Origin of the sequence: Tamlana crocina, from assembly GCA_040429635.1 — a bacterium.
GTDB lineage: Bacteria > Bacteroidota > Bacteroidia > Flavobacteriales > Flavobacteriaceae > Flavisericum > Flavisericum crocinum.
In genome coordinates this window covers 1,258,465-1,278,816 of record CP158972.1, presented here as the reverse complement: position 1 = coordinate 1,278,816, position 20,352 = coordinate 1,258,465, and the positions used below count along the sequence as shown (strand labels likewise).

Below are 20,352 nucleotides of genomic sequence, written 5' to 3'. Positions count from 1 at the left end.
AACGCATTTAATCGATTTATTTTGCACTTCATCTAAAAAAAGTCTATTTTTCCACCTTTAATTGTCCTAAGCACAAAAACGGCCTATTAAGCCGTTAACACAAACAGAAACCACCTACTTAGTATGAGATTATTTTATTTCATTTTACTTTTTCTTATTGGCGGAAACCTGCTGTTGTTTTCACAACAAATCTCCGTAGATGATTCTGTTGATTTACAATCCTTAATTCAAAACAACCTCGTTGATGGCTGTGTGGACATTTCAAATATTAGCTCTTCAGTAAATGGAGCAGATACGGGCTTGGCCAGTTATGCCTATTTTGAACGGGTCAGTTCCAATTTTCCTTTCGAAAGGGGCATTATGTTATCTACCGGAGCGGCCCGATCTGGGGGAAATTCTGCCATATCCCCTACATTGAGCGAAGGTTCCAACGCTTGGGGCACCGACCCTGATTTGGAAACCGCTTTGGGCATCACCAACACGGTAAATGCCACTTCCATCGAATTTGATTTTGTATCTATATCCAACCAATTTCAATTTAATTATTTATTGGCTTCTGAGGAATACTTTGGCATCAACCCATGTCAATTTTCCGATGGTTTCGTTTTTCTAATTAGAGAAGCGGGAAGCACGGGGCCCTACCAAAATATTGCTGTGGTTCCGGGCACAACCACACCAGTTAACACCAATACCATACACGATGAAATTTTTGGTGTTTGCCCTGCACAAAACGAACAATATTTTGAAGGCTACAACGTGGGCGACACCAACTATAACGGACGAACTATCGTTTTAACGGCATCGGGCACCATTCAGCCTAATGTTACCTATCATATAAAACTCATTATTGCCGACCAAACCGATAATACATTCGATTCGGCTGTTTTTATTGAAGGCGACAGTTTTAGGGTATTGGAATTGGGCGACAATATAACAACCTGTGCCAGTTCGGCCGTTCTAGATGCCGATTTGGAGAATCCTTTAGCTTCGTATGCTTGGTACCTCAACGGTAATTTAATACCTGGCGCTACAGGTTCTAGCTACACCGCTGTAGCAAACGGCACTTACCGGGTTGAAGTGTCTGTTCCGGTTAACGGCTCGGCATGTGTGGAGGAAGACGATATTGAAATCGTACTAAATACCGAAGAACCCATTGACCCTATTACCGATTACGAACTTTGTGATGATGCCAGCGGCGACGAAACAGAAGTGTTCAACCTATCCACCAAAAATTCAGAACTGGAACCCAACATTCCGTTTACTAACTACGATTACAGTTACCACTATTCGGAAGCTGAAGCTAGGGCAAACCTGAACCCGATAACCGCCCCTATTTCAAACACCATTAATCCGCAACCTATTTTTGTAAGAATTCAGGATTTAGACAGTCCTTGTTTTTCATACACCAGTTTTAACCTTATTGTACACAGTCTACCAGATATTGTTGCTCCCACCCCATTGGAAACCTGTGATGGCGATGACAACCCAGATGGATATGCCATAATAGACCTTACCGAAAAAGATGATGAGATTACTCAAGGCAACGCTAATTTATTCGTCACTTATCACTACAACGCATTGGATGCCAGCACAGGCAACAACCCCATCCCCAGCCCTTATATTAACACCAACACGCCAACAGATAATGTTTTTGTTAGAGTCGTTAATACCACAACCGGTTGCGTAAACAATACCACTTTGCAAGTAAATATTGAAGTTAGCCCCATTGTAAATAGAGACACCCAATACCTGGATGCTTGTGATCGCGATTTGGACGGTTCAGCAAACTTCGATTTAACTGAAGTCATCGCCCCTATTTTGGACGGTTTAACCGATGTGTCCACTACTTTCCATGCCACTTTGGAAGACGCACAAACGAATACCAATATTATTGCAAACGAAACCAATTACGAATACAATAATGCCGTTACCGAACCTGGATCGGGAACCATATACTTAAGGATTGAAGATAACGACACGGGCTGTGCCACCATTGTTCCTTTTGAAGTACACACCAATCTATTGCTCACGGGCACCGACACTGGCGATTATGCGCTCTGCGACAACAATGCAGATGAAAACGACACCTTAGATTTTAATTTATTTACCGTTGAAAGCTATATTGCCAACGATTTACCCTACCCCATTACCGTTACCTTTTACGAAACAGAAGACGATAGAAACAACGGCACAAACGCACTACCCAAAACACAACCCTATGCGGCAGCGAGTCCGCAAGTATTGTACATAACTATTGAAAACACTGACAGTGGCTGTATTGAAGACTCTGAAATCACGCTGCTCATTAACCCGATATTGCTATTTGATAATGTTACCGTACCCTATTGCGATGATGATAACGATGGCTTTGCTAGCATAGACCTCGCTTCGCTTGATGATACCATCACGGGAGGAAACGATGATTTTACGGTACGCTATTACGCCACCCAAACCGATGCAGAAAACACTCAAAATCAACTACCTCCGTTTTACAATAACACCAATTCCGTTGAAACGCTTTATGCGCGTATTGAGGCCACTAACTCGGGGTGCTCTACCGTAAACCCTTTTCAAATAGAGGTACTGGTCGCTCCGGCAACCAATCAGCCCACCGATATTATTATTTGTGATGATGACCAAGATGGATTTTCCATAATCGACCTCAACGCTAAAATTTCAGAAGTTGTGCCTAGCACCACAGGTTTGGATATTGACTTTTTCACCTCTTTTGAAGATGCCGATGCCAAAACCAACGAAATACCCGAAACCAATCGCGATGCCTACAACACCAACACCCAAACCATTTTTGTTCGTGTGGAAGATGTGGCTAGCGGCACGGGCTGCTACGCGATAGAGTCGTTTGAAGCCATTGTTAATACATTGCCTGATTTTCCAACAATAAGCAACTATCAAATCTGTGAGGATGATAACGACCGTACCGCAGAATTTTTACTTTCTGAAAAAGATAACGAAATTTTAAACGGCCAAACCGGAAAAGAGGTCTTTTATTTTGAAGATGCAGCTTTTAGCATGCCTATCGACAAAAACGCGATTTATCAAAACACTAGCAGCCCCCAAACCATTTATGTACGTGTGGAGAATATTACAGACCCTAGTTGTTTTGGTACTTCGACCTTCACCCTTCAAGTATCGCCCGACCCCGTTTACAACCCTATTATTGATTATTTGATTTGTGATGACGATAGCAACGATGGCAGGCACGAATTCAACTTAGCCGAAAAAGCCAATGAAATTAGGCAAGGCACACCCGATGTACTAAATATTTCGTTCCACTTAACCCGAAACTTGGCAGAAGAAAACGTTAATCCGTTGCCTGCCACTTACACCAACGTGGTGAATCCGCAAAGTATTTATGTAAGGATTGAAAGCGACGATTCGCTCTGTTTCGTGGTTGAAGAATTAGGAATCAATATTATCGCTGCACCCGATGTTTTGGTAGGCACTCCGTCGTTGACCGAATGTGCTCCTGACTATAACGGACAAGCCAATTTCGATTTAACCTTTTACAATATTGATACCCAAACTCAAGATTTTGAAGTTTTGGATCGTGTAAAAAGCAACTTAAGAATAGACTATTTTGAAAACGAAACCGACATAAACCCCAATGACGGATTAGACAATACCAATGCCATTGTTGATCCTGAAAATTTTGTTTCAGAAGCTAAAACCATTTATATAAAAGTGGCCAACACCTTAACGGGCTGTTATACCGTTGTGCCGCTTCAACTTAATATAAATCCGCCGCCACCAACAAATACAGTGGGCACAGTTGAAATTTGCGACAACGAAACCAACACCTATGATCTATCTTTGGTTAACAACATTATTGTTGATGATCCCTCGGTGGTAAACATATCCTATCACGACACCCAAACCGATGCCGAAGACAATACTGCGATTTTAAGCAACACTTATAATTACACCAATAACAACCATACTATTTACGTCAGAACTTCAAACCCTACAACGGGCTGTTTTATTGTACAAGCATTCAACCTACAAATTAATGAGAATCCTATCGCGAATACTCCTCCTGATTTAATTGACTGTAATGATGATTTTGATGAATTTCTGATTTTCGACCTCACGCAAAACAATAGTGCTATTTTGGGTTCACAAAATGTTTCAAATTTCAATATTACTTTTTATAATACGGAAGAAAATGCCGAAAGCGGAACCAATAGAATAAACACTTCTTACCAAGCTACTAATGGCGAAACCATTTTCGTGCGCGTTCAAAATATAAGCACGGGGTGTTACAGCACTACTCAGTTCAATACGCGGATTAACCCGTTACCCGTTATCCCAATCAATGATATTGTGCCATTGTGCAATGACGACCCCTTGGTAGTCAGTGCGGAAACCGGCGTTGCTGGCGACACCTATCTGTGGTCAACCGGTGCGACTTCTGCTGAAATTCTTCTCGGCCCAAACGATATTGGGAATTACAGCGTTACCGTTACGCGCCCAAATACCATTGCTCCAGATTGTTCGTACACCCATAATTTTAGCGTCGTGGAATCGGATAGCGCCATAATCAATTTCACCCAAACGGTCGATTTTGCCGATCCCAACAGCATTACCGTTGATGTTTCCGGAATTGGCGATTATGTTTTTATTTTAGATGATGGTGAGCCGCAAACCTCAAATGTGTTTGACAATGTGTCTTTTGGTTCGCACTTGGTCACGGTTCGAGATTTAAACGGTTGTTTGGATGTAACACGCGAAGTATTTGTAATTGACATTCCAAAGTTCGTTACTCCAAATAACGATGGGGCTTACGATACTTGGCACATTGTGGGTGCTAGTCAACTGCCCGGTACCATTGTTTACATATACAATCGCTACGGAAAACTGTTAAAAACACTACCTCACACTTCCGTGGGCTGGGATGGTACCTTTAACGGACAAAACATGCCCTCTGATGATTATTGGTTTGTTGCCAAAATTGTGCAGGATGGCGAATCGTTCGATATAAAAGGACACTTTGCTTTAAAACGATAAATAATAAATTTACATTTCAACTTATTTTTTAAACCTTTGAAGGTTTATTGAGTCCAATGACATTGATTAATCTATTTTAGTATAAATCATATTAAAATAACTTTCATTTCATTCTATGCTTAAGGCTATACCTCGAATTTGTTCTCTAAACATTTTCACCATTCTAATAATGCTTTTCTTTGGATATAATGGTTATTCTCAACTTAGTAAAAAGCACTATATCCCGCCATTAACCAATGCCTCATTTGGCAATGCAAACCCTGAAGACCAGTACATTTACCTTTCTACGCCGAGCAATTCAAACGTACCTTATACTATAATTCCCATTGGGCAACCAGCTACAAATTTTATTACAGGAACGGTATCGAACACTACTCCTAGAGAAATCGCTATTGGCTCTGGTTATGGACAGCTATTTATACTTTCAACACAAACCAGTCTGGTTTCAAACAACAAAGGTTACATTATTGAAGCCGAAGCGCCTATTTACGCATCTGTAAGAATGAATGCTGGTGGTGGAGCGCAAGCCGGTGCCTTGGTGAGTAAAGGGCTTTCGGCTTTGGGAACCACATTTAGAGTAGGTAGCTACACCAACCAAAACCCGCAAGATAATTATCTAAATTTTGTTTCGGTAATGGCTACGGAAGACAATACCACCGTAAACTTCAGTAACCTTCCCGCAGGTTTAATCATTAAAAATTATTCGGGTGCTACACCAATCAATACTATTTTAAACGAAGGGGAAAGCTATACCATTGCCACAAATAGTTTCGATTCAACCGTAAACAGAGATGGCTTGATTGGTTGTTTAGTCAATTCCGACAAACCTATTGTTGTTAACTGCGGGTCTGCTAACGGAAGTTTTGGTTCAGGTAACGGCAGGGATTATGGAATAGACCAAATTGTGGATTTAAGTAAAGTAGGCACTGAATATATTTTTGTACGAGGCGATGGCGATAATGCATGGGAAAACATTTTGATTGTTGCCCATACCGACAATACATCCATCAGCATTAATGGCAACTCCGCAATTGCAAATATAAACTCAGGTGAATATTACGTTATTGAAGGCAACCAATACAGTTCCAATGGCAATATGTATGTTGAAACCTCTCAACCTGTTTTTGCCTACCAAGGTGTAGGAGGACTTGGTAACAACGGCTCACCAAACGAGGCCAACCAAGGTATGTTTTTTGTACCGCCATTAAGCTGTGAAACCCGCGGAAACCTAAATAATATTGCCAATATTAACGATATAGGGAGCACAAATTATTCAGGTGGCATATCTATTGTTACCAAAGTAGGTGCTACTGTAACCATAAACAACAATCCTATTACGGTGAGTCCAAGCCCCGTAACCGGCAAGCCCGATTACATTACTTATAAGGTTAAGGGGTTAAACGGAAATATTTCAGTGGAAAGTGACGACGAGTTATATTGTGCCTATTTTAACTACAACGGTGCAGCAACTTCGGGCAGTTTTTACTCGGGATTTCCTTCGGCTCCCGAAATCAATTTTGATGCCCAGTTCACCACACTCGGAAACTGTATTCCCAACATAACATTACAAGCTGCCAACACCCAAAATTTTGATAGCTTTAAATGGATGTATGACGACGGATCGGGTAGCGGTTTTGTGGATTTAATGGTTTCAAACCCGGAAATCACTCCGGCACAACCCGGAAAATACAAGCTTATTGGTGTTATTACCTGCACGGGTGAAGAATTGGAATCGGTAGAAATCCCGATTAGTATCTGTCCTGACGATGTGGACAATGACGGTATTATTGACAATTTGGATATCGACAACGACAACGATGGTATTTTAAACTGTACCGAATCCAAAGGGAATGCCGCCATTAACTTAAGCAATTTAAACACCCCCGAGTTAATTTTTGAAGATGGCTCTCGCAATAACACCATAGCCAGTGGTAACTTTACCCAAACAAACAACTCAGGAAATACGAATACCTTCAGCGGAAACAGTTCTGGAGGGTTTACCAGCACACTGGGCAATGCCACAAGTGCTGAAAACAACTTTGAAATCACATTTTCGGAATCTGTAAACATTAAACTGGAAGAAACCATTTCGCTTCCAAGTACCGATATTGAAGATGAATACTATATTGTTAGTATTCAACCCATAAATAAAAACATCACCTTGGTCGACCCCAGCGACCATTTACTAATCGACACCAATTTCGATGGAATTTTTGAATCTGGTATTACTCAAATTTCTGGCTCCGAAATCCATTTCAAAATCAACCCAAACCCAAACGGAGCCGAACCTCATCAGTTCTTAGCCAATCAAATTGACGGCTTCACTTTCATTCACAAACTAGAAAACGGAACGGTTTCTTCCATTTTTAACGGCGGGCTTTCAATAACTTGTTTCAATAACGACCACGATTTTGATGGTATTCCAGACAGTTTGGACCTCGATAGCGACAACGATGGCATTCCTGATATTGTAGAAAACCAAGGTACTTTAGTAACTCTATCTGGAACGGATGCCGACAACAATGGTTTAGACGATATCTTCGATGCTACGATAATGCCCCTTGATACTGATAATGATACTATTTTTGATTTTTACGACCTCGATAGTGATAACGATGGCTTAACCGATTTGTATGAAACTGGGCAATTAGGCCTTTTATCAGATACCGATCTAAACGGGATTATTGACAGCGGCGGAAACTTTGGCACCAACGGCTGGTTTGACGATGCAGAGACTTCTCCAGACAGCAACATTATTGGATACACGCTCGACGATACCGATAACGATGGCATCTTCAATTATATAGATTTCGATAGCGACGGCGACGGCTGTAGCGACGTCATTGAAGCCGGGTTTTCAGATGGCAATGGCGACAGCTATTTAGGTGATGGTAATGTAGTCGTTGATATTACGCCAGACTCTGCAACAGGCACAGGGTTGGTCATTAATGCTTCGGATGGTTACACACTGCCAAACAGCGACTATTTAAATAATGCCCCACTTTCCATAGCGTCCCAAACGGCTGTATTGGCCATTTGCGAAGAAACCGATACCACGCTATCGATATCCTCTCCCGAAGCCGAAACCATACAATGGGAAGTCTCGAGCGACAATGGCGCTAACTGGAGTTTGGTAACCGATGACGCTATTTACAACGGATCCAACTCATTCAATCTGAACATATCGAACGCACCGCTTTCTTTTGATGGCTATTTGTTCCGTGCCTTTATAAACAGGACTGGAAATGGATGCGGGCTATATTCCCAAGATATCAACTTTACGGTGGCACCAAAACCAACAGTGTCCGCTTCTGTAACCCTTGTTCAGTGCGATGACGAAGACTCCACAACTTTAGGTTACAGTGCCTTCAATTTAACTGAAGCCAACAACGAAATTTCCGCTAATGTCTCCAACGAAACCTTTAGTTACTATTTAACGAATGCTGCCGCAGCGTTGGGTGATGAAAACAGTAGTGATTTTATTTCAACCCCCACCACTTTTGAAAACAGAACCGTAAACAGTGATGTAGTTTGGGCCCGCGTTGTAGGGCAGAATGGTTGTGCTTCAGTATCCGAAATTCAATTAAGCGTCTCTACCACATCGGTACCTTCAAGTTTTGTGGCTACGTTCAACCAGTGTGATGACTTTTTAGATACCACCGGAAACAACAGCGCCAATAACGATAACCGCGATGGTATTGCAACCTTCGATTTTAGTAGCGCAACAGCTTCCATCATGAGTTTTATTCCGGCAGGTCAAAACCCCATGCCACCACGCTATTACCGAAATGAAGCTGATGCTTTGGCAGAAGTTAACGAGATTACAGATATTTCAAATTACAGGAACATAGGCTACCCAAATTCACAATATATTTATGTCCGTATAGACAGTTCCATTTCAAATGATTGTTTGGGCCTAGGGCCACATGTTTTACTAACCGTTGAACCGCTACCTATTGCAAATCCTGTAACCATTGCACCAGAATGTGATGATGATTTTGATGGCGCTTTTCCTTTCGATACCTCACAAATTGAAAGTGAAATTTTAGGTGCACAAAACCCTGCGGATTTTACGGTGTTGTATTTTGACGAAACGGGCCCTGCTTTGCCCAGTCCGCTTCCAAATCCTTTTTTAACCCAAAGCCAAACCATTACCGTTCGGGTAGAAAACAATACTACTTCGGCACCCGATGGCCCTTGTTACGATGAAACCACCATTACTTTTACGGTTAACGAGCAACCCATAGCTAACCCTGTTGTAGACCAAGTTTTTTGCGACGGTAGCGCTGGCGATATAGATAACGACGGCTACTTCCCTTTCGACACCTCAACTTTTACAAGCTCCATTTTAGGCTCACAAACCAACATGGAAGTGTATTATGATTATGTTGACGAAAACGGTAACTTAATAACCGATGCCACAAGCTTACCTAATCCGCTTATTTCAGAAAACCAAACTATTACGGCCAGGGTAGTCAATCCCAATAACACCAATTGTACCGCGACAACCCTTATCAATTTAATAGTAAACCCATTGCCTGTTTTTACTGTGGATACCCCGAGAATCGTTTGTTCTTCAGATCCGACATTCTCCATCCAACTAGAACCTTTTGAACAAAACACTTCTGAAAGTTTCACCTACGAATGGCTATGGAGCAGTTTAGATGGTAGCCAAACCAACCAATTCGTTTCTAACAACAGAACTATTACGGTTTCTACCCCAGGCACCTACACCATTACGCTAACCAAAACCGATGGCACGGGCTGTTCAAAATCCGAAAACATTTATGTTGATGCCTCAGAGCTAGCCACCATCACTCAAGATGATGTTACAGTCATTGATATTTCCGAGAATAATTCGGTTACCATAGACACCACAAACCTAGGTCAAGGCAATTATCAATTTGCACTGCAAAGGGAAGATTCCAATATCATCGAATATCAAGACGAGCCCCATTTTAAAAATGTCGAAGCTGGTTTTTATACCATCCATGTAAAAGATGAAATTTGTGGCGTGGCGACATTAAACATTTCGGTAATTGGCTATCCCAAATATTTCACGCCCAATGGCGACGGTATTAACGACCTTTGGCATATTAAAGGAATTGATGCAAATGTACAGGCCAACAGCACAGTTTACATTTACGACCGCTATGGCAAACTAATTAAACAGCTCGCAGTACAACAAGAAGGTTGGGATGGCACATTTCGCGGAAAAATATTGCCCACCAACGATTATTGGTTTAAAGTATTTTTAGAAGACGGACGCGTTTTTTCTGGGCATTTCACATTAAAACAATAGCCATTTATTTTGCGTAATTTTGTTAACCAAACCACTATGGACTGAAAGTCCATAGGTTTAATTGCGGACTGAAAGTCCATTTATTCGTGTAATATTTAGCCACAAATTCACGAATATTTATCTAAAAATACTTCAAAATATTTGTGCATTCGTGGCTTAAATAATTTTTAGAAACTGAAAGTCTAGCACTGAAAGTGCATAATTTCAACTAACGATTGAGACCAATGAAATTTAAAGTAAATTCCGAATTTAAACCCACTGGTGATCAGCCACAAGCCATAAAAAAGTTGGCCGAGGGCATCGACACAGACGAAAAGTACCAAACCCTACTGGGCGTTACTGGTTCGGGCAAAACCTTTACCGTAGCAAACGTTATTGAGGAGGTACAACGCCCAACCTTGGTATTGGCGCACAACAAAACTTTGGCGGCCCAGCTGTATTCTGAATTCAAACAGTTTTTTCCAGATAACGCGGTTGAATATTTTGTATCGTACTACGATTACTATCAGCCCGAGGCCTACATTCCTGTTTCTGGCGTTTATATTGAAAAGGATTTATCCATTAACGAAGAAATAGAAAAAATGCGATTGAGCACCACCTCATCGCTGCTTAGTGGCCGTCGGGATGTTTTGGTAGTGGCCTCCGTTTCTTGTTTGTACGGTATCGGAAACCCTGTCGAGTTTCAAAAGAACGTGATTACCTTAAAACGCGATCAAGTAATTTCTCGAACCAAGTTGCTCCATCAGTTGGTGCAAAGTTTATATTCCAGAACCGAAAGTGATTTCCGCCACGGAAATTTCAGAATAAAAGGGGATACTGTGGATATTTTACCTAGTTATGCCGATGATGCCTTCAGAATTCATTTTTTTGGTGATGAGATTGAAGACATTGAATCGTTCAATATCCAAACCAACGAAATCGTTGAAAAATACGACCGACTGAATATCTATCCCGCCAATATGTTCGTGACTTCGCCCGAAGTGCTTCAAAACGCCATAAAAGATATTCAAGACGATTTGGTAAAACAGCACGATTATTTCAAAGACATCGGCAAACATTTGGAAGCCAAAAGATTAAAGGAACGCACCGAGTTTGATTTGGAAATGATTCGTGAATTGGGCTATTGCTCAGGTATTGAAAACTATTCGAGATACTTGGACGGTCGACAACCCGGCACTCGTCCGTTCTGTCTTTTGGATTATTTCCCGGATGATTATTTAATGGTGGTTGACGAAAGCCACGTAACCATTTCGCAAGTGCATGCCATGTACGGTGGCGACCGCAGCCGAAAGGAAAATTTGGTGGAATACGGATTTAGGCTGCCCGCAGCGATGGACAACCGCCCCTTAAAATTTGAAGAGTTTGAAGCACTGCAAAACCAAGTGATTTATGTGAGCGCCACCCCTGCCGATTACGAACTGCAAAAAACAGATGGGATTTATGTGGAGCAGATTATCCGGCCCACGGGACTATTAGATCCCATAATTGAAGTCCGCCCCAGCTTAAATCAAATCGATGATTTAATCGAGGAAATCCAGCAACGGGTTGAAAAAGACGAACGCACCTTGGTAACCACGCTTACCAAACGCATGGCAGAAGAGCTGACCAAATATTTAGATCGCATTCAAATTCGCTGTCGATATATCCACAGCGACGTCGATACGTTGGAGCGTGTTGAAATTATGCAGGATTTACGAAAAGGCCTCTTTGATGTTTTGGTGGGCGTAAATTTATTGCGTGAGGGCTTGGATTTACCCGAAGTATCGTTGGTAGCCATTTTGGATGCCGATAAAGAAGGCTTTTTACGCTCCACAAGATCTTTAACCCAAACCGTGGGGCGTGCCGCCAGAAACCTCAACGGAAAGGCCATAATGTATGCTGATAAGATTACCAACAGCATGCAAAAAACCATTGATGAAACCAACTACCGTCGTGAAAAACAAATGGCCTACAATACGGCCAACAACATCACTCCAAAAGCATTGAAAAAAAGTCTAGACAATGCTTTATCTAAAAACTCTGTGAGCACCTATAGCTATGAACTACAAGCGGCCAAAGCTGCCGAACCGGAAAGCGAATACTTAAGCAAACCTGAACTGGAGAAAAAAATACGCGAAAAACGCAAAACTATAGAGGAAGCCGCAAAAGCATTAGACTTTATTGTGGCTGCTAAATTGCGCGATGAAATTAAAGCATATCAAGAAAAACTAGAAAAGCTAAAAGTTTAACCTTTTAGCTTTCATTTTCACAACTATTGTTGCGCTATCAACACTATTAATTAGTACTTAGATAACATCCTAGTACAAGAGGGATTAATTATACTGTGTTTTAAAAATGTCTATTAAGACATCTGGTGGAACTATTTTATTCGGGAAGCTGTCCATCAAGTACAAAACCTTAGTAATGGACTCATGGCTCAACCCCATTCTCAATCCAAAATTATACAGTTTGGTTACTCCCGCTTTTTCGTTTTCGTCTTGGTATTCCTGTTCAATATTCATTAACAGCACCAATCTATGGAACTGAACAATGCGCTCACTGTGCGATTTTAAATGGGTATATGAAACAGGATTTTCCAATAAATAGTCGAAATCCTCGCGGGCTATATCAAGTTGTTTTGCTACACCCAGCAAAAAATTATACTCTATTCTGCGTATGTCTTTATCATATTTTGCAAAAGCAATCATCTCAGATAAAAGACTTAATTTTTCTACTCTATTAATCATGTTGTTGATGGATAAATCAATTTATTATAAAGTTACGTACTAGAGGCTCTTTTATAATCGTAGATATAATGTAGCTTATCGAAAAACAATACGTATTTAATCGTATATTTTATTTATTTCGTCAATAGTAAATTTTATTCAACTAATAAAATTGCATTTGGTCAATTCTAAAAAAATAACAAAAATGCAACATCTAATTGTAAATTACTGATTCACAGTTTGTTGTTGTTTTTTGAGTTGATTTTCAACACAAAACGTGGCAATACTAATTTTAAGGTATCTTTGCTACTGTTGAAAACGTCAATTCTTAGTGCCCTTCAGGTAAAAATCGATGAAATGCACTATCCACTTAGCATAAACTAAAGCATATGACAAATAATGATATTTTGAAAAAACTACGCGTGGCACTGAAGCTGCGAGACGACGATATAGTAAAAATTTTGGCATTGGTTGATTTTAGGATTTCGAAAAGTGAACTCGGTGCATTTTTTAGGCGGGAAGACCACCCCAAATACATGGAATGCGGCGACCAAATTTTACGGAACTTTTTAAATGGGCTGGTGATCCACTTGCGTGGCCCCATGCCGAAAAAAGGTGAAAACAAAGCACAAAAAAAGAGCAACTAAAATAGTTGCTCTTTTGAATATATTATTACCTAAAAGCTTAAGACAATACTTCCTGTACTTTATCTGCCGCCTCTTGGAATTCGGTGGCACTTAAAACGTCCAACCCAGAGTTGTCGATCAATTCTTTAGCTACATCGGCATTGGTACCCTGTAAACGTACAATAATTGGCACGTTGATGTTACCCATGTTTTTGTAAGCATCAATTACACCTTGCGCTACTCTATCACAACGTACAATACCTCCAAAAATGTTGATTAAAATCGCTTTTACAGCGGGGTCTTTTAAAATGATTTTGAAAGCCGCTTCAACACGAGCTGCATCGGCAGTACCCCCAACATCTAAAAAGTTTGCAGGCTCTCCACCGGCTTGCTTAATTAAATCCATGGTAGCCATAGCCAAGCCAGCACCGTTTACCATACACCCTACGTTTCCGTCAAGGTCAACATAGTTAAGTCCTTTTTCACCAGCTTCAACTTCAATGGCACTTTCTTCACGAATGTCTCTAAGGTTTACATAATCTTTATGTCTGTAAAGTGCATTGTCATCAATAGTTACTTTGGCATCAACAGCCATAATTTTATCATCGCTGGTTTTTAAAACCGGGTTGATTTCAAATAATGAAGAATCAGACTTTACATAAGCCGTATATAATGCGGTAACGAATTTAGTCATTTCCTTAAATGCTGTGCCAGACAAACCTAAATTAAAGGCCACGCGTCTTGCTTGGAAAGGCATAATGCCAACAGCAGGATCAATTTCTTCAGTAAAAATTAAATGAGGTGTTTCTTCCGCTACCGTTTCAATATCCATTCCGCCTTCGGTTGAATACATGATCATGTTGCGTCCTGTACTTCTGTTCAACAAAACCGACATATAAAATTCGCTGGTTTCGCTTTCACCAGGGTAGTAAACATCTTCTGCCACTAAAACTTGGTGCACACGCTTACCCGCTGCCGAAGTTTGTGGGGTTACCAAGTCCATACCAATAATTTGGCCTGCCAATTCTTCAACTTCCTTTAGGTTTTTGGCCAGCTTTACGCCACCGCCTTTTCCACGACCACCTGCATGAACTTGAGCTTTTATAACATGCCAGCTGGTTCCGGTTTCACTAGTTAATTGTTTGGCTGCAGCCACAGCTTCATTGGCATTTTGAGCCACAATACCACGCTGGATGCGTACACCAAAACTGCTTAATATTTCTTTACCTTGATATTCGTGTAAATTCATAATGTACTTGATAATTTTATAAGATTCACAAATGTATATAATAGCGTTTACTTACCCTAATAAATAATCGCGAAAACTTGAAGTAATGTCAAATTCACATTTTCGTTGTTAAATAATTAACTTTTTGTTTAATTATATAAATTTTTTAGATGAATTCTTTTTTATAAGGTTTAATGAAATATCTTTGGCGAAAATTTGAAAATCATGACAGAAAATCAATTGCTGAAAATTGCACAGGAGTTTGGCAGTCCCGTTTACGTTTACGACGCCAACAAAATTGAAGCGCAATACAAAAGACTTACTGGCGCTTTTAAAAACATAAAGCACCTAAAAATAAACTATGCGGTTAAGGCATTGTCCAATATTTCTGTTTTAAAACTTTTAAAATCTTTAGGTTCTGGTATTGATACCGTTTCCATCCAAGAGGTAAAATTGGGCTTAGCTGCTGGGTTTTCGCCTGATCAAATTATTTTTACTCCAAATGGAGTCTCTTTAAATGAGATAGAAGAAGCCGCCAAATTGGGTGTAAAAATCAATATCGACAACCTTTCTATTTTAGAACAATTTGGCACCAAGCACCCTAAAACTCCGGTCTGTATCCGTATCAATCCACACGTTATGGCCGGCGGAAATGCCAATATTTCTGTGGGGCATATCGATTCTAAATTCGGAATTTCCATTCACCAAATCCCACATATTTTACGTATTGTTGAAAATACCAAAATGACCATTAATGGTATACACATGCATACGGGTAGTGATATTTTAGATATTGAAGTATTCCTGTACGCCAGTGAAATATTGTTTGAAACCGCAAAGCAATTCAAAAACCTCGATTTTATCGATTTCGGTTCTGGGTTTAAAGTACCTTATAAAGAAGGCGATATTGAAACGAACATTGAAGAATTGGGTCAAAAATTGAGTGAACGATTCAATGAATTCTGTAAAAACTACGGAAAAGATTTAACCTTAGCATTCGAGCCCGGAAAATTCTTGGTAAGCGAATCGGGTTATTTTTTAACGCAAGTCAATGCCGTTAAGCAAACTACCTCAACAGTATTTGCGCAGGTAGACTCTGGCTTTAACCATTTAATCCGTCCTATGTTTTACGGGTCGCACCATGACATCAGCAATATTTCCAACCCTAATGGCCGTGAACGTTTTTATACCGTAGTAGGCTATATTTGTGAAACCGATACTTTTGGCAGCAACCGAAGAATCAAAGAAATTACTGAAGGCGACGTACTTTGCTTTAAAAATGCGGGCGCTTATTGCTTTTCTATGGCCAGCAATTATAACTCGCGGTTCCGCCCTGCCGAAGTACTCTGGTATAAGGACAAAGCTCATTTAATCAGAAAGCGCGAAACGTTTGAAGACATTATGAAAAATCAAATTGAAGTAGATTTTTCAAATAAAAAAGAAAAAGCCGTTTCGACTAAATAAACCCAAAAGAGCTTCAAAATATTGAAGCTCTTTTTTTTATTTCTTAGTTTACTCTTTCAATTTCCCTGAAAACAAACTCACTTTTGAAGTGAACGGATTTCCTGAAGCCCGTCTCAACATCACCACTTGCCCGCAATGCCAAACAGCATCTTCAATGGGACCATTAATGAGGTTCCAAAACGGAAAACTGTCGTTATCAAATTTTGAAAGGTCGTCTGTAGTTTTTAAAATATCGGATGCCACTTTTAGGTTCTGTAAGGTTAATTCTCGCTTTTCCTCAAATGATAAATTGTCACTTACTGTTTTTCTTTTTTCTTCTGATAAACTATTCAAAACAAAAGTTGATAGCCCCAAAATATGGTCAATCGTTTCCCCACAGGTTCGTCCCGATTCGCTCGGCTTGTAGTTTAAGTCGGTTTCCCTCAAACCTTCTGTTGCCCAATAATACCGAAAGCCCAAACCATCAACCATTCTGGCCGCTACCGTACCGGCCGAATAACTTTCAGGAGTGTTCGGTATTTCATAATAAGGCAATGAGTTTTCATTTTGTGCCATGCCCATTGTAGAAATTATAAAAAATAGAATGGAAGCGAAGTTTTTCATATTATCTGATTTAAAAGCCAAAGATAACTTTTATGAAAAACCTAAAAACCGTTCCAATTATAAAGTTATGTTAATTACTCGACCGCTAAATTGGCTTTCCGTCGATAAAGACGCGTTCCACTTGATGCTCACCAAACGAATACGGTATAAAATGATAGGAATTTATGGGTTTGGTTAAAATTAAATTGGCTCTTTTGCCGATGGTGATACTTCCCACTTCGTTTTGTAAATCCATGGCATAAGCGCCGTTAATCGTAGCGGCGTTGATGGCTTCTTCGGGGGTAAGTTTCATTTTGATACAGGCCGCCGAAACCACAAAATTCATATTCCCCGATGGGGATGACCCGGGATTATAATCAGTGGCCAGTGCCAAGGGCAATCCGGCATCAATCATTTTTCGTCCTGGCGCGTACGGAATGCCCAAAAAGAACGAGCAACCCGGTAAAGCTACGGGCATGGTTTTGGTGTTTTTTAAAGCTTCGATGTCTTCATTTGTCGTTTCTTCCAAGTGGTCTACGGAAAGCGCATTGTGCTCCACCCCTGCTTTTACCCCGCCCAACGAGGTAAATTGGTTCACGTGGATTTTTGGCCTCAGCCCAAATGGTTTGGTTGCTTTTAAAATACGTTGGGTATCGTCCACCGAAAAATAGCCTTCCTCACAAAATACATCTACAAAATCGGCTAAATGTTCTTTAGAAATTTTTGGAATCATCTCTTCAATAATGAGCTTTAAATAGCCTTCTCTGTTGTCTTTATATTCCGACGGAAAGGCATGCGCTCCCAAAAATGAGGCTTTTATGGGGAGATTATTATTTTCCTTTAATCGTTTGATAACGCGAAGCATTTTCAACTCAGCTTCCACCGTTAAACCGTAACCCGATTTTATTTCGATGGCGCCCGTACCCAAGGCCATGACTTCTTCCAAACGTGTTTTCGATTGATTGTACAAATCATCTTCCGGAGTCTCTTGAAGCGTTTTTGCTGAATTTAAAATACCGCCACCTTTTTCAGCAATTTCCTGATATGACAGCCCTTTTATTTTCTCGACAAATTCGTTTTCCCGATTTCCGGCATACACCAAATGGGTGTGCGAGTCGCACCAAGTGGGCAACACCATTTTTCCTGTGGCATCAATCACCTCATCGGCTTTTATTTTGAGGTAATTTTCCATCCTTCCAAAATCAGTAATCAACCCGTTTTCAACCAGTAAATAGGCATTTTTAATAGTGGGCAAGTGCGCCATGGCTTTTCCGGCAACAAAATCGATAGGCTCGTCCCGAACTTGCAATAGTTCTTTTATATTTTTAAATAATGTACGCATTAAAATAAGTTTTCCAGTAATTCATCCTCAACCAAATTAGGCAGGGTGACTTTTAAATTTGGTGTACGTTGCATTTCACGTTTTATGGCGAAAAGAGCTTCGTCATTCCGTGCCCAACTTCTTCGGGCTATGCCGTTATTCACATCAAAAAAGAGCATACTTTTCAATCGCTCTTCGGCTTCTTTAGTTCCATCCAATAACATTCCGAATCCACCATTAATCACTTCGCCCCAGCCAACACCGCCACCGTTGTGTATGGACACCCAAGTGGCGCCCCGAAAGCTATCACCGATAACATTGTGCATGGCCATATCGGCGGTAAATTTACTACCATCATAAATGTTCGAGGTTTCCCGATACGGCGAATCGGTACCGCCCACATCGTGGTGATCTCGACCCAAAACTACGGGGCCGATGTCGCCTTTTGAAACCGCATCATTAAACGCTTTAGCTATTTTGGCGCGCCCCTCCGCATCGGCGTATAAAATGCGAGCCTGCGAACCGACCACCAAATTATTTTCCTTGGCGTTTTTTATCCAAGTGATATTGTCTTGCATTTGAAGCTGAATCTCTTCTGGCGAACCTTTCATAATATCCTGCAAAACTTCAGCGGCTATTTTATCCGTTTTCTCCAAATCTTCAGGTTTTCCCGAAGTGCATACCCACCGAAACGGCCCAAAACCATAGTCGAAACACATGGGACCTAAAATATCTTGTACATAAGAAGGATAAGCCCATCTCCCAGCCTCTTCTCCAAGGGAAGAGGAGCTTACTTTCTCATTTTTATTATTGAGAAACACTTTGGCATCGGCACGGGAGGCTTCCAGTAAAAATGCATTTCCGTAATCGAAAAAATATGTGCCACGTTCAGCGTGTTTGTTTATGGCTTCCGCATGTCGGCACAACGATTCTTGAACTTTTTCTTTGAATTGTTCCGGAGCTTCACGAATCATTCGGTTTGATTCTTCATAGGAAACACCAACAGGATAATAGCCCCCAGTCCATGGAATATGCAACGAAGTTTGATCGGAGCCTACATCAATAAAAATATTTTTTTCATAAAAACCTTCCCAAACCTCAACCACATTCCCGATATAAGCTATGGAAACAACCTCTTTTTTCGTTTGGGCTTTTTTAACACGGACCACCAAATCTTCCAAATTATCAATCAGCACATCCACCCAACCTTGTTCATGCCGTTTGGTGGCCGCATTGGGGTTTACCTCTGCACAAACGGTAATACAGCCCGCAATATTTCCGGCTTTTGGTTGGGCACCGCTCATGCCGCCCAAACCTGAAGTTACAAAAAGCCTCCCCTTAGTCCCCTCCGAAGGAGGGGAAACAGCGTTCTTTTTATTTTTTGAATTTTGGAGAGAGCTCTCTATTTTCCTCAACGCATTCATCACCGTTATCGTGGTGCCGTGAACAATACCTTGCGGGCCAATGTACATAAACGAACCGGCCGTCATTTGTCCATATTGGGTAACCCCGAGCGCATTGAATTTTTCCCAATCATCGGGTTTGGAATAGTTAGGAATCATCATACCATTAGTGACCACTACCCGTGGCGCCTCCTTTGACGAGGGAAACAGCCCCATGGGATGCCCCGAATACATGTGCAGGGTTTGTTCGTCGGTCATATTTGCCAGGTATTGCATGGTGAGCAGATATTGCGCCCAGTTTTGAAATACTGCACCGTTACCCCCATAAGTAATCAACTCTTCGGGATGTTGTGCCACAGCCGGATTCAAGTTATTTTGAATCATCAGCATAATGGCAGCTGCTTGTGACGATTTAACTGGATATTCTAATATGGAGCGGGCAAACATCTCATATTTTGGCTTGAAACGGTACATGTAAATCCGTCCGAAATCCTTCAATTCCTGGGCAAATTCTACTACCAATTCACCATACCACTTTTTAGGGAAATACCTCAGTGCATTTTTTACCGCCAATTGTTTCTCGGCTTTAGAAAGTACATCTTTGCGTTTTGGCGCTCTGTTTACTTCTATTGAGTAATTGTATTTTGGCGGCAACTCATTCGGAATCCCCTGTAAAATCTGTTCTTTGAATGTCAT

General features: G+C 40.8%; 10 protein-coding genes. 5 read left to right on the top strand and 5 right to left on the bottom strand.

The genetic code is table 11. From position 1 onward, the window contains the following. The first annotated feature begins 123 nt into the window (after nt 1-123). From ABI125_05735 to uvrB, 3 genes are all read left to right on the top strand, one after another. Nucleotides 124-5,025 carry a choice-of-anchor L domain-containing protein gene (locus tag ABI125_05735; GenBank protein XCF07356.1) on the top strand — a complete coding sequence of 1,634 codons (4,902 nt, stop codon included), beginning with the start codon at nt 124-126 and terminating at the stop codon, nt 5,023-5,025. Nucleotides 5,026-5,194: 169 nt separating this feature from the next. Next, nucleotides 5,195-10,327: a T9SS type B sorting domain-containing protein gene (locus tag ABI125_05730; GenBank protein ID XCF07355.1), complete on the top strand. Its 5,133-nt coding sequence runs from the start codon at nt 5,195-5,197 to the stop codon at nt 10,325-10,327. A 224-nt stretch (nt 10,328-10,551) separates the two neighbouring features. Next, nucleotides 10,552-12,555 (top strand): excinuclease ABC subunit UvrB, encoded by a 2,004-nt coding sequence (uvrB, locus tag ABI125_05725; protein XCF07354.1) that lies wholly within the window; start codon nt 10,552-10,554, stop codon nt 12,553-12,555. Between the two features lie 84 nt (nt 12,556-12,639). Here the strand turns inward: uvrB and ABI125_05720 are convergent, their stop codons facing one another. Continuing rightward, complete coding sequence (locus ABI125_05720) at nt 12,640-13,053, bottom strand: TerB family tellurite resistance protein (GenBank protein ID XCF07353.1); 414 nt, start codon at nt 13,051-13,053, stop codon at nt 12,640-12,642. 368 nt (nt 13,054-13,421) lie between these two features. On the opposite strand from ABI125_05720, the gene ABI125_05715 reads away from it, so the two are divergent. Beyond that, a complete protein-coding gene (locus ABI125_05715) occupies nt 13,422-13,679 on the top strand; it encodes a DUF1456 family protein (protein XCF07352.1) in 258 nt (85 codons plus the stop codon). A gap of 37 nt (nt 13,680-13,716) precedes the next feature. Here the strand turns inward: ABI125_05715 and sucC are convergent, their stop codons facing one another. Then, nucleotides 13,717-14,907, bottom strand: a complete 1,191-nt coding sequence (sucC, locus tag ABI125_05710) for an ADP-forming succinate--CoA ligase subunit beta (GenBank protein XCF07351.1) — start codon at nt 14,905-14,907, stop codon at nt 13,717-13,719. A gap of 204 nt (nt 14,908-15,111) precedes the next feature. Here sucC and lysA point away from each other — a divergent pair, with 204 nt between their 5' ends. Beyond that, nucleotides 15,112-16,350: a diaminopimelate decarboxylase gene (lysA, locus tag ABI125_05705; GenBank protein XCF07350.1), complete on the top strand. Its 1,239-nt coding sequence runs from the start codon at nt 15,112-15,114 to the stop codon at nt 16,348-16,350. Between the two features lie 48 nt (nt 16,351-16,398). Here the strand turns inward: lysA and ABI125_05700 are convergent, their stop codons facing one another. The 3 genes from ABI125_05700 to ABI125_05690 all read right to left on the bottom strand — a co-directional run bounded on the left by ABI125_05700 (nt 16,399) and on the right by ABI125_05690 (nt 20,352). Further along, complete coding sequence (locus ABI125_05700) at nt 16,399-16,953, bottom strand: hypothetical protein (GenBank protein ID XCF07349.1); 555 nt, start codon at nt 16,951-16,953, stop codon at nt 16,399-16,401. Between the two features lie 85 nt (nt 16,954-17,038). After that, nucleotides 17,039-18,274, bottom strand: a complete 1,236-nt coding sequence (gene hutI / locus ABI125_05695) for an imidazolonepropionase (protein ID XCF07348.1) — start codon at nt 18,272-18,274, stop codon at nt 17,039-17,041. Then, the gene (locus tag ABI125_05690) at nt 18,274-20,352 is read right to left on the bottom strand and encodes a urocanate hydratase (protein XCF07347.1); all 2,079 of its coding nucleotides are present in this window, start codon (nt 20,350-20,352) and stop codon (nt 18,274-18,276) included. The genes hutI and ABI125_05690 overlap by 1 nt, the downstream gene beginning before the upstream one ends.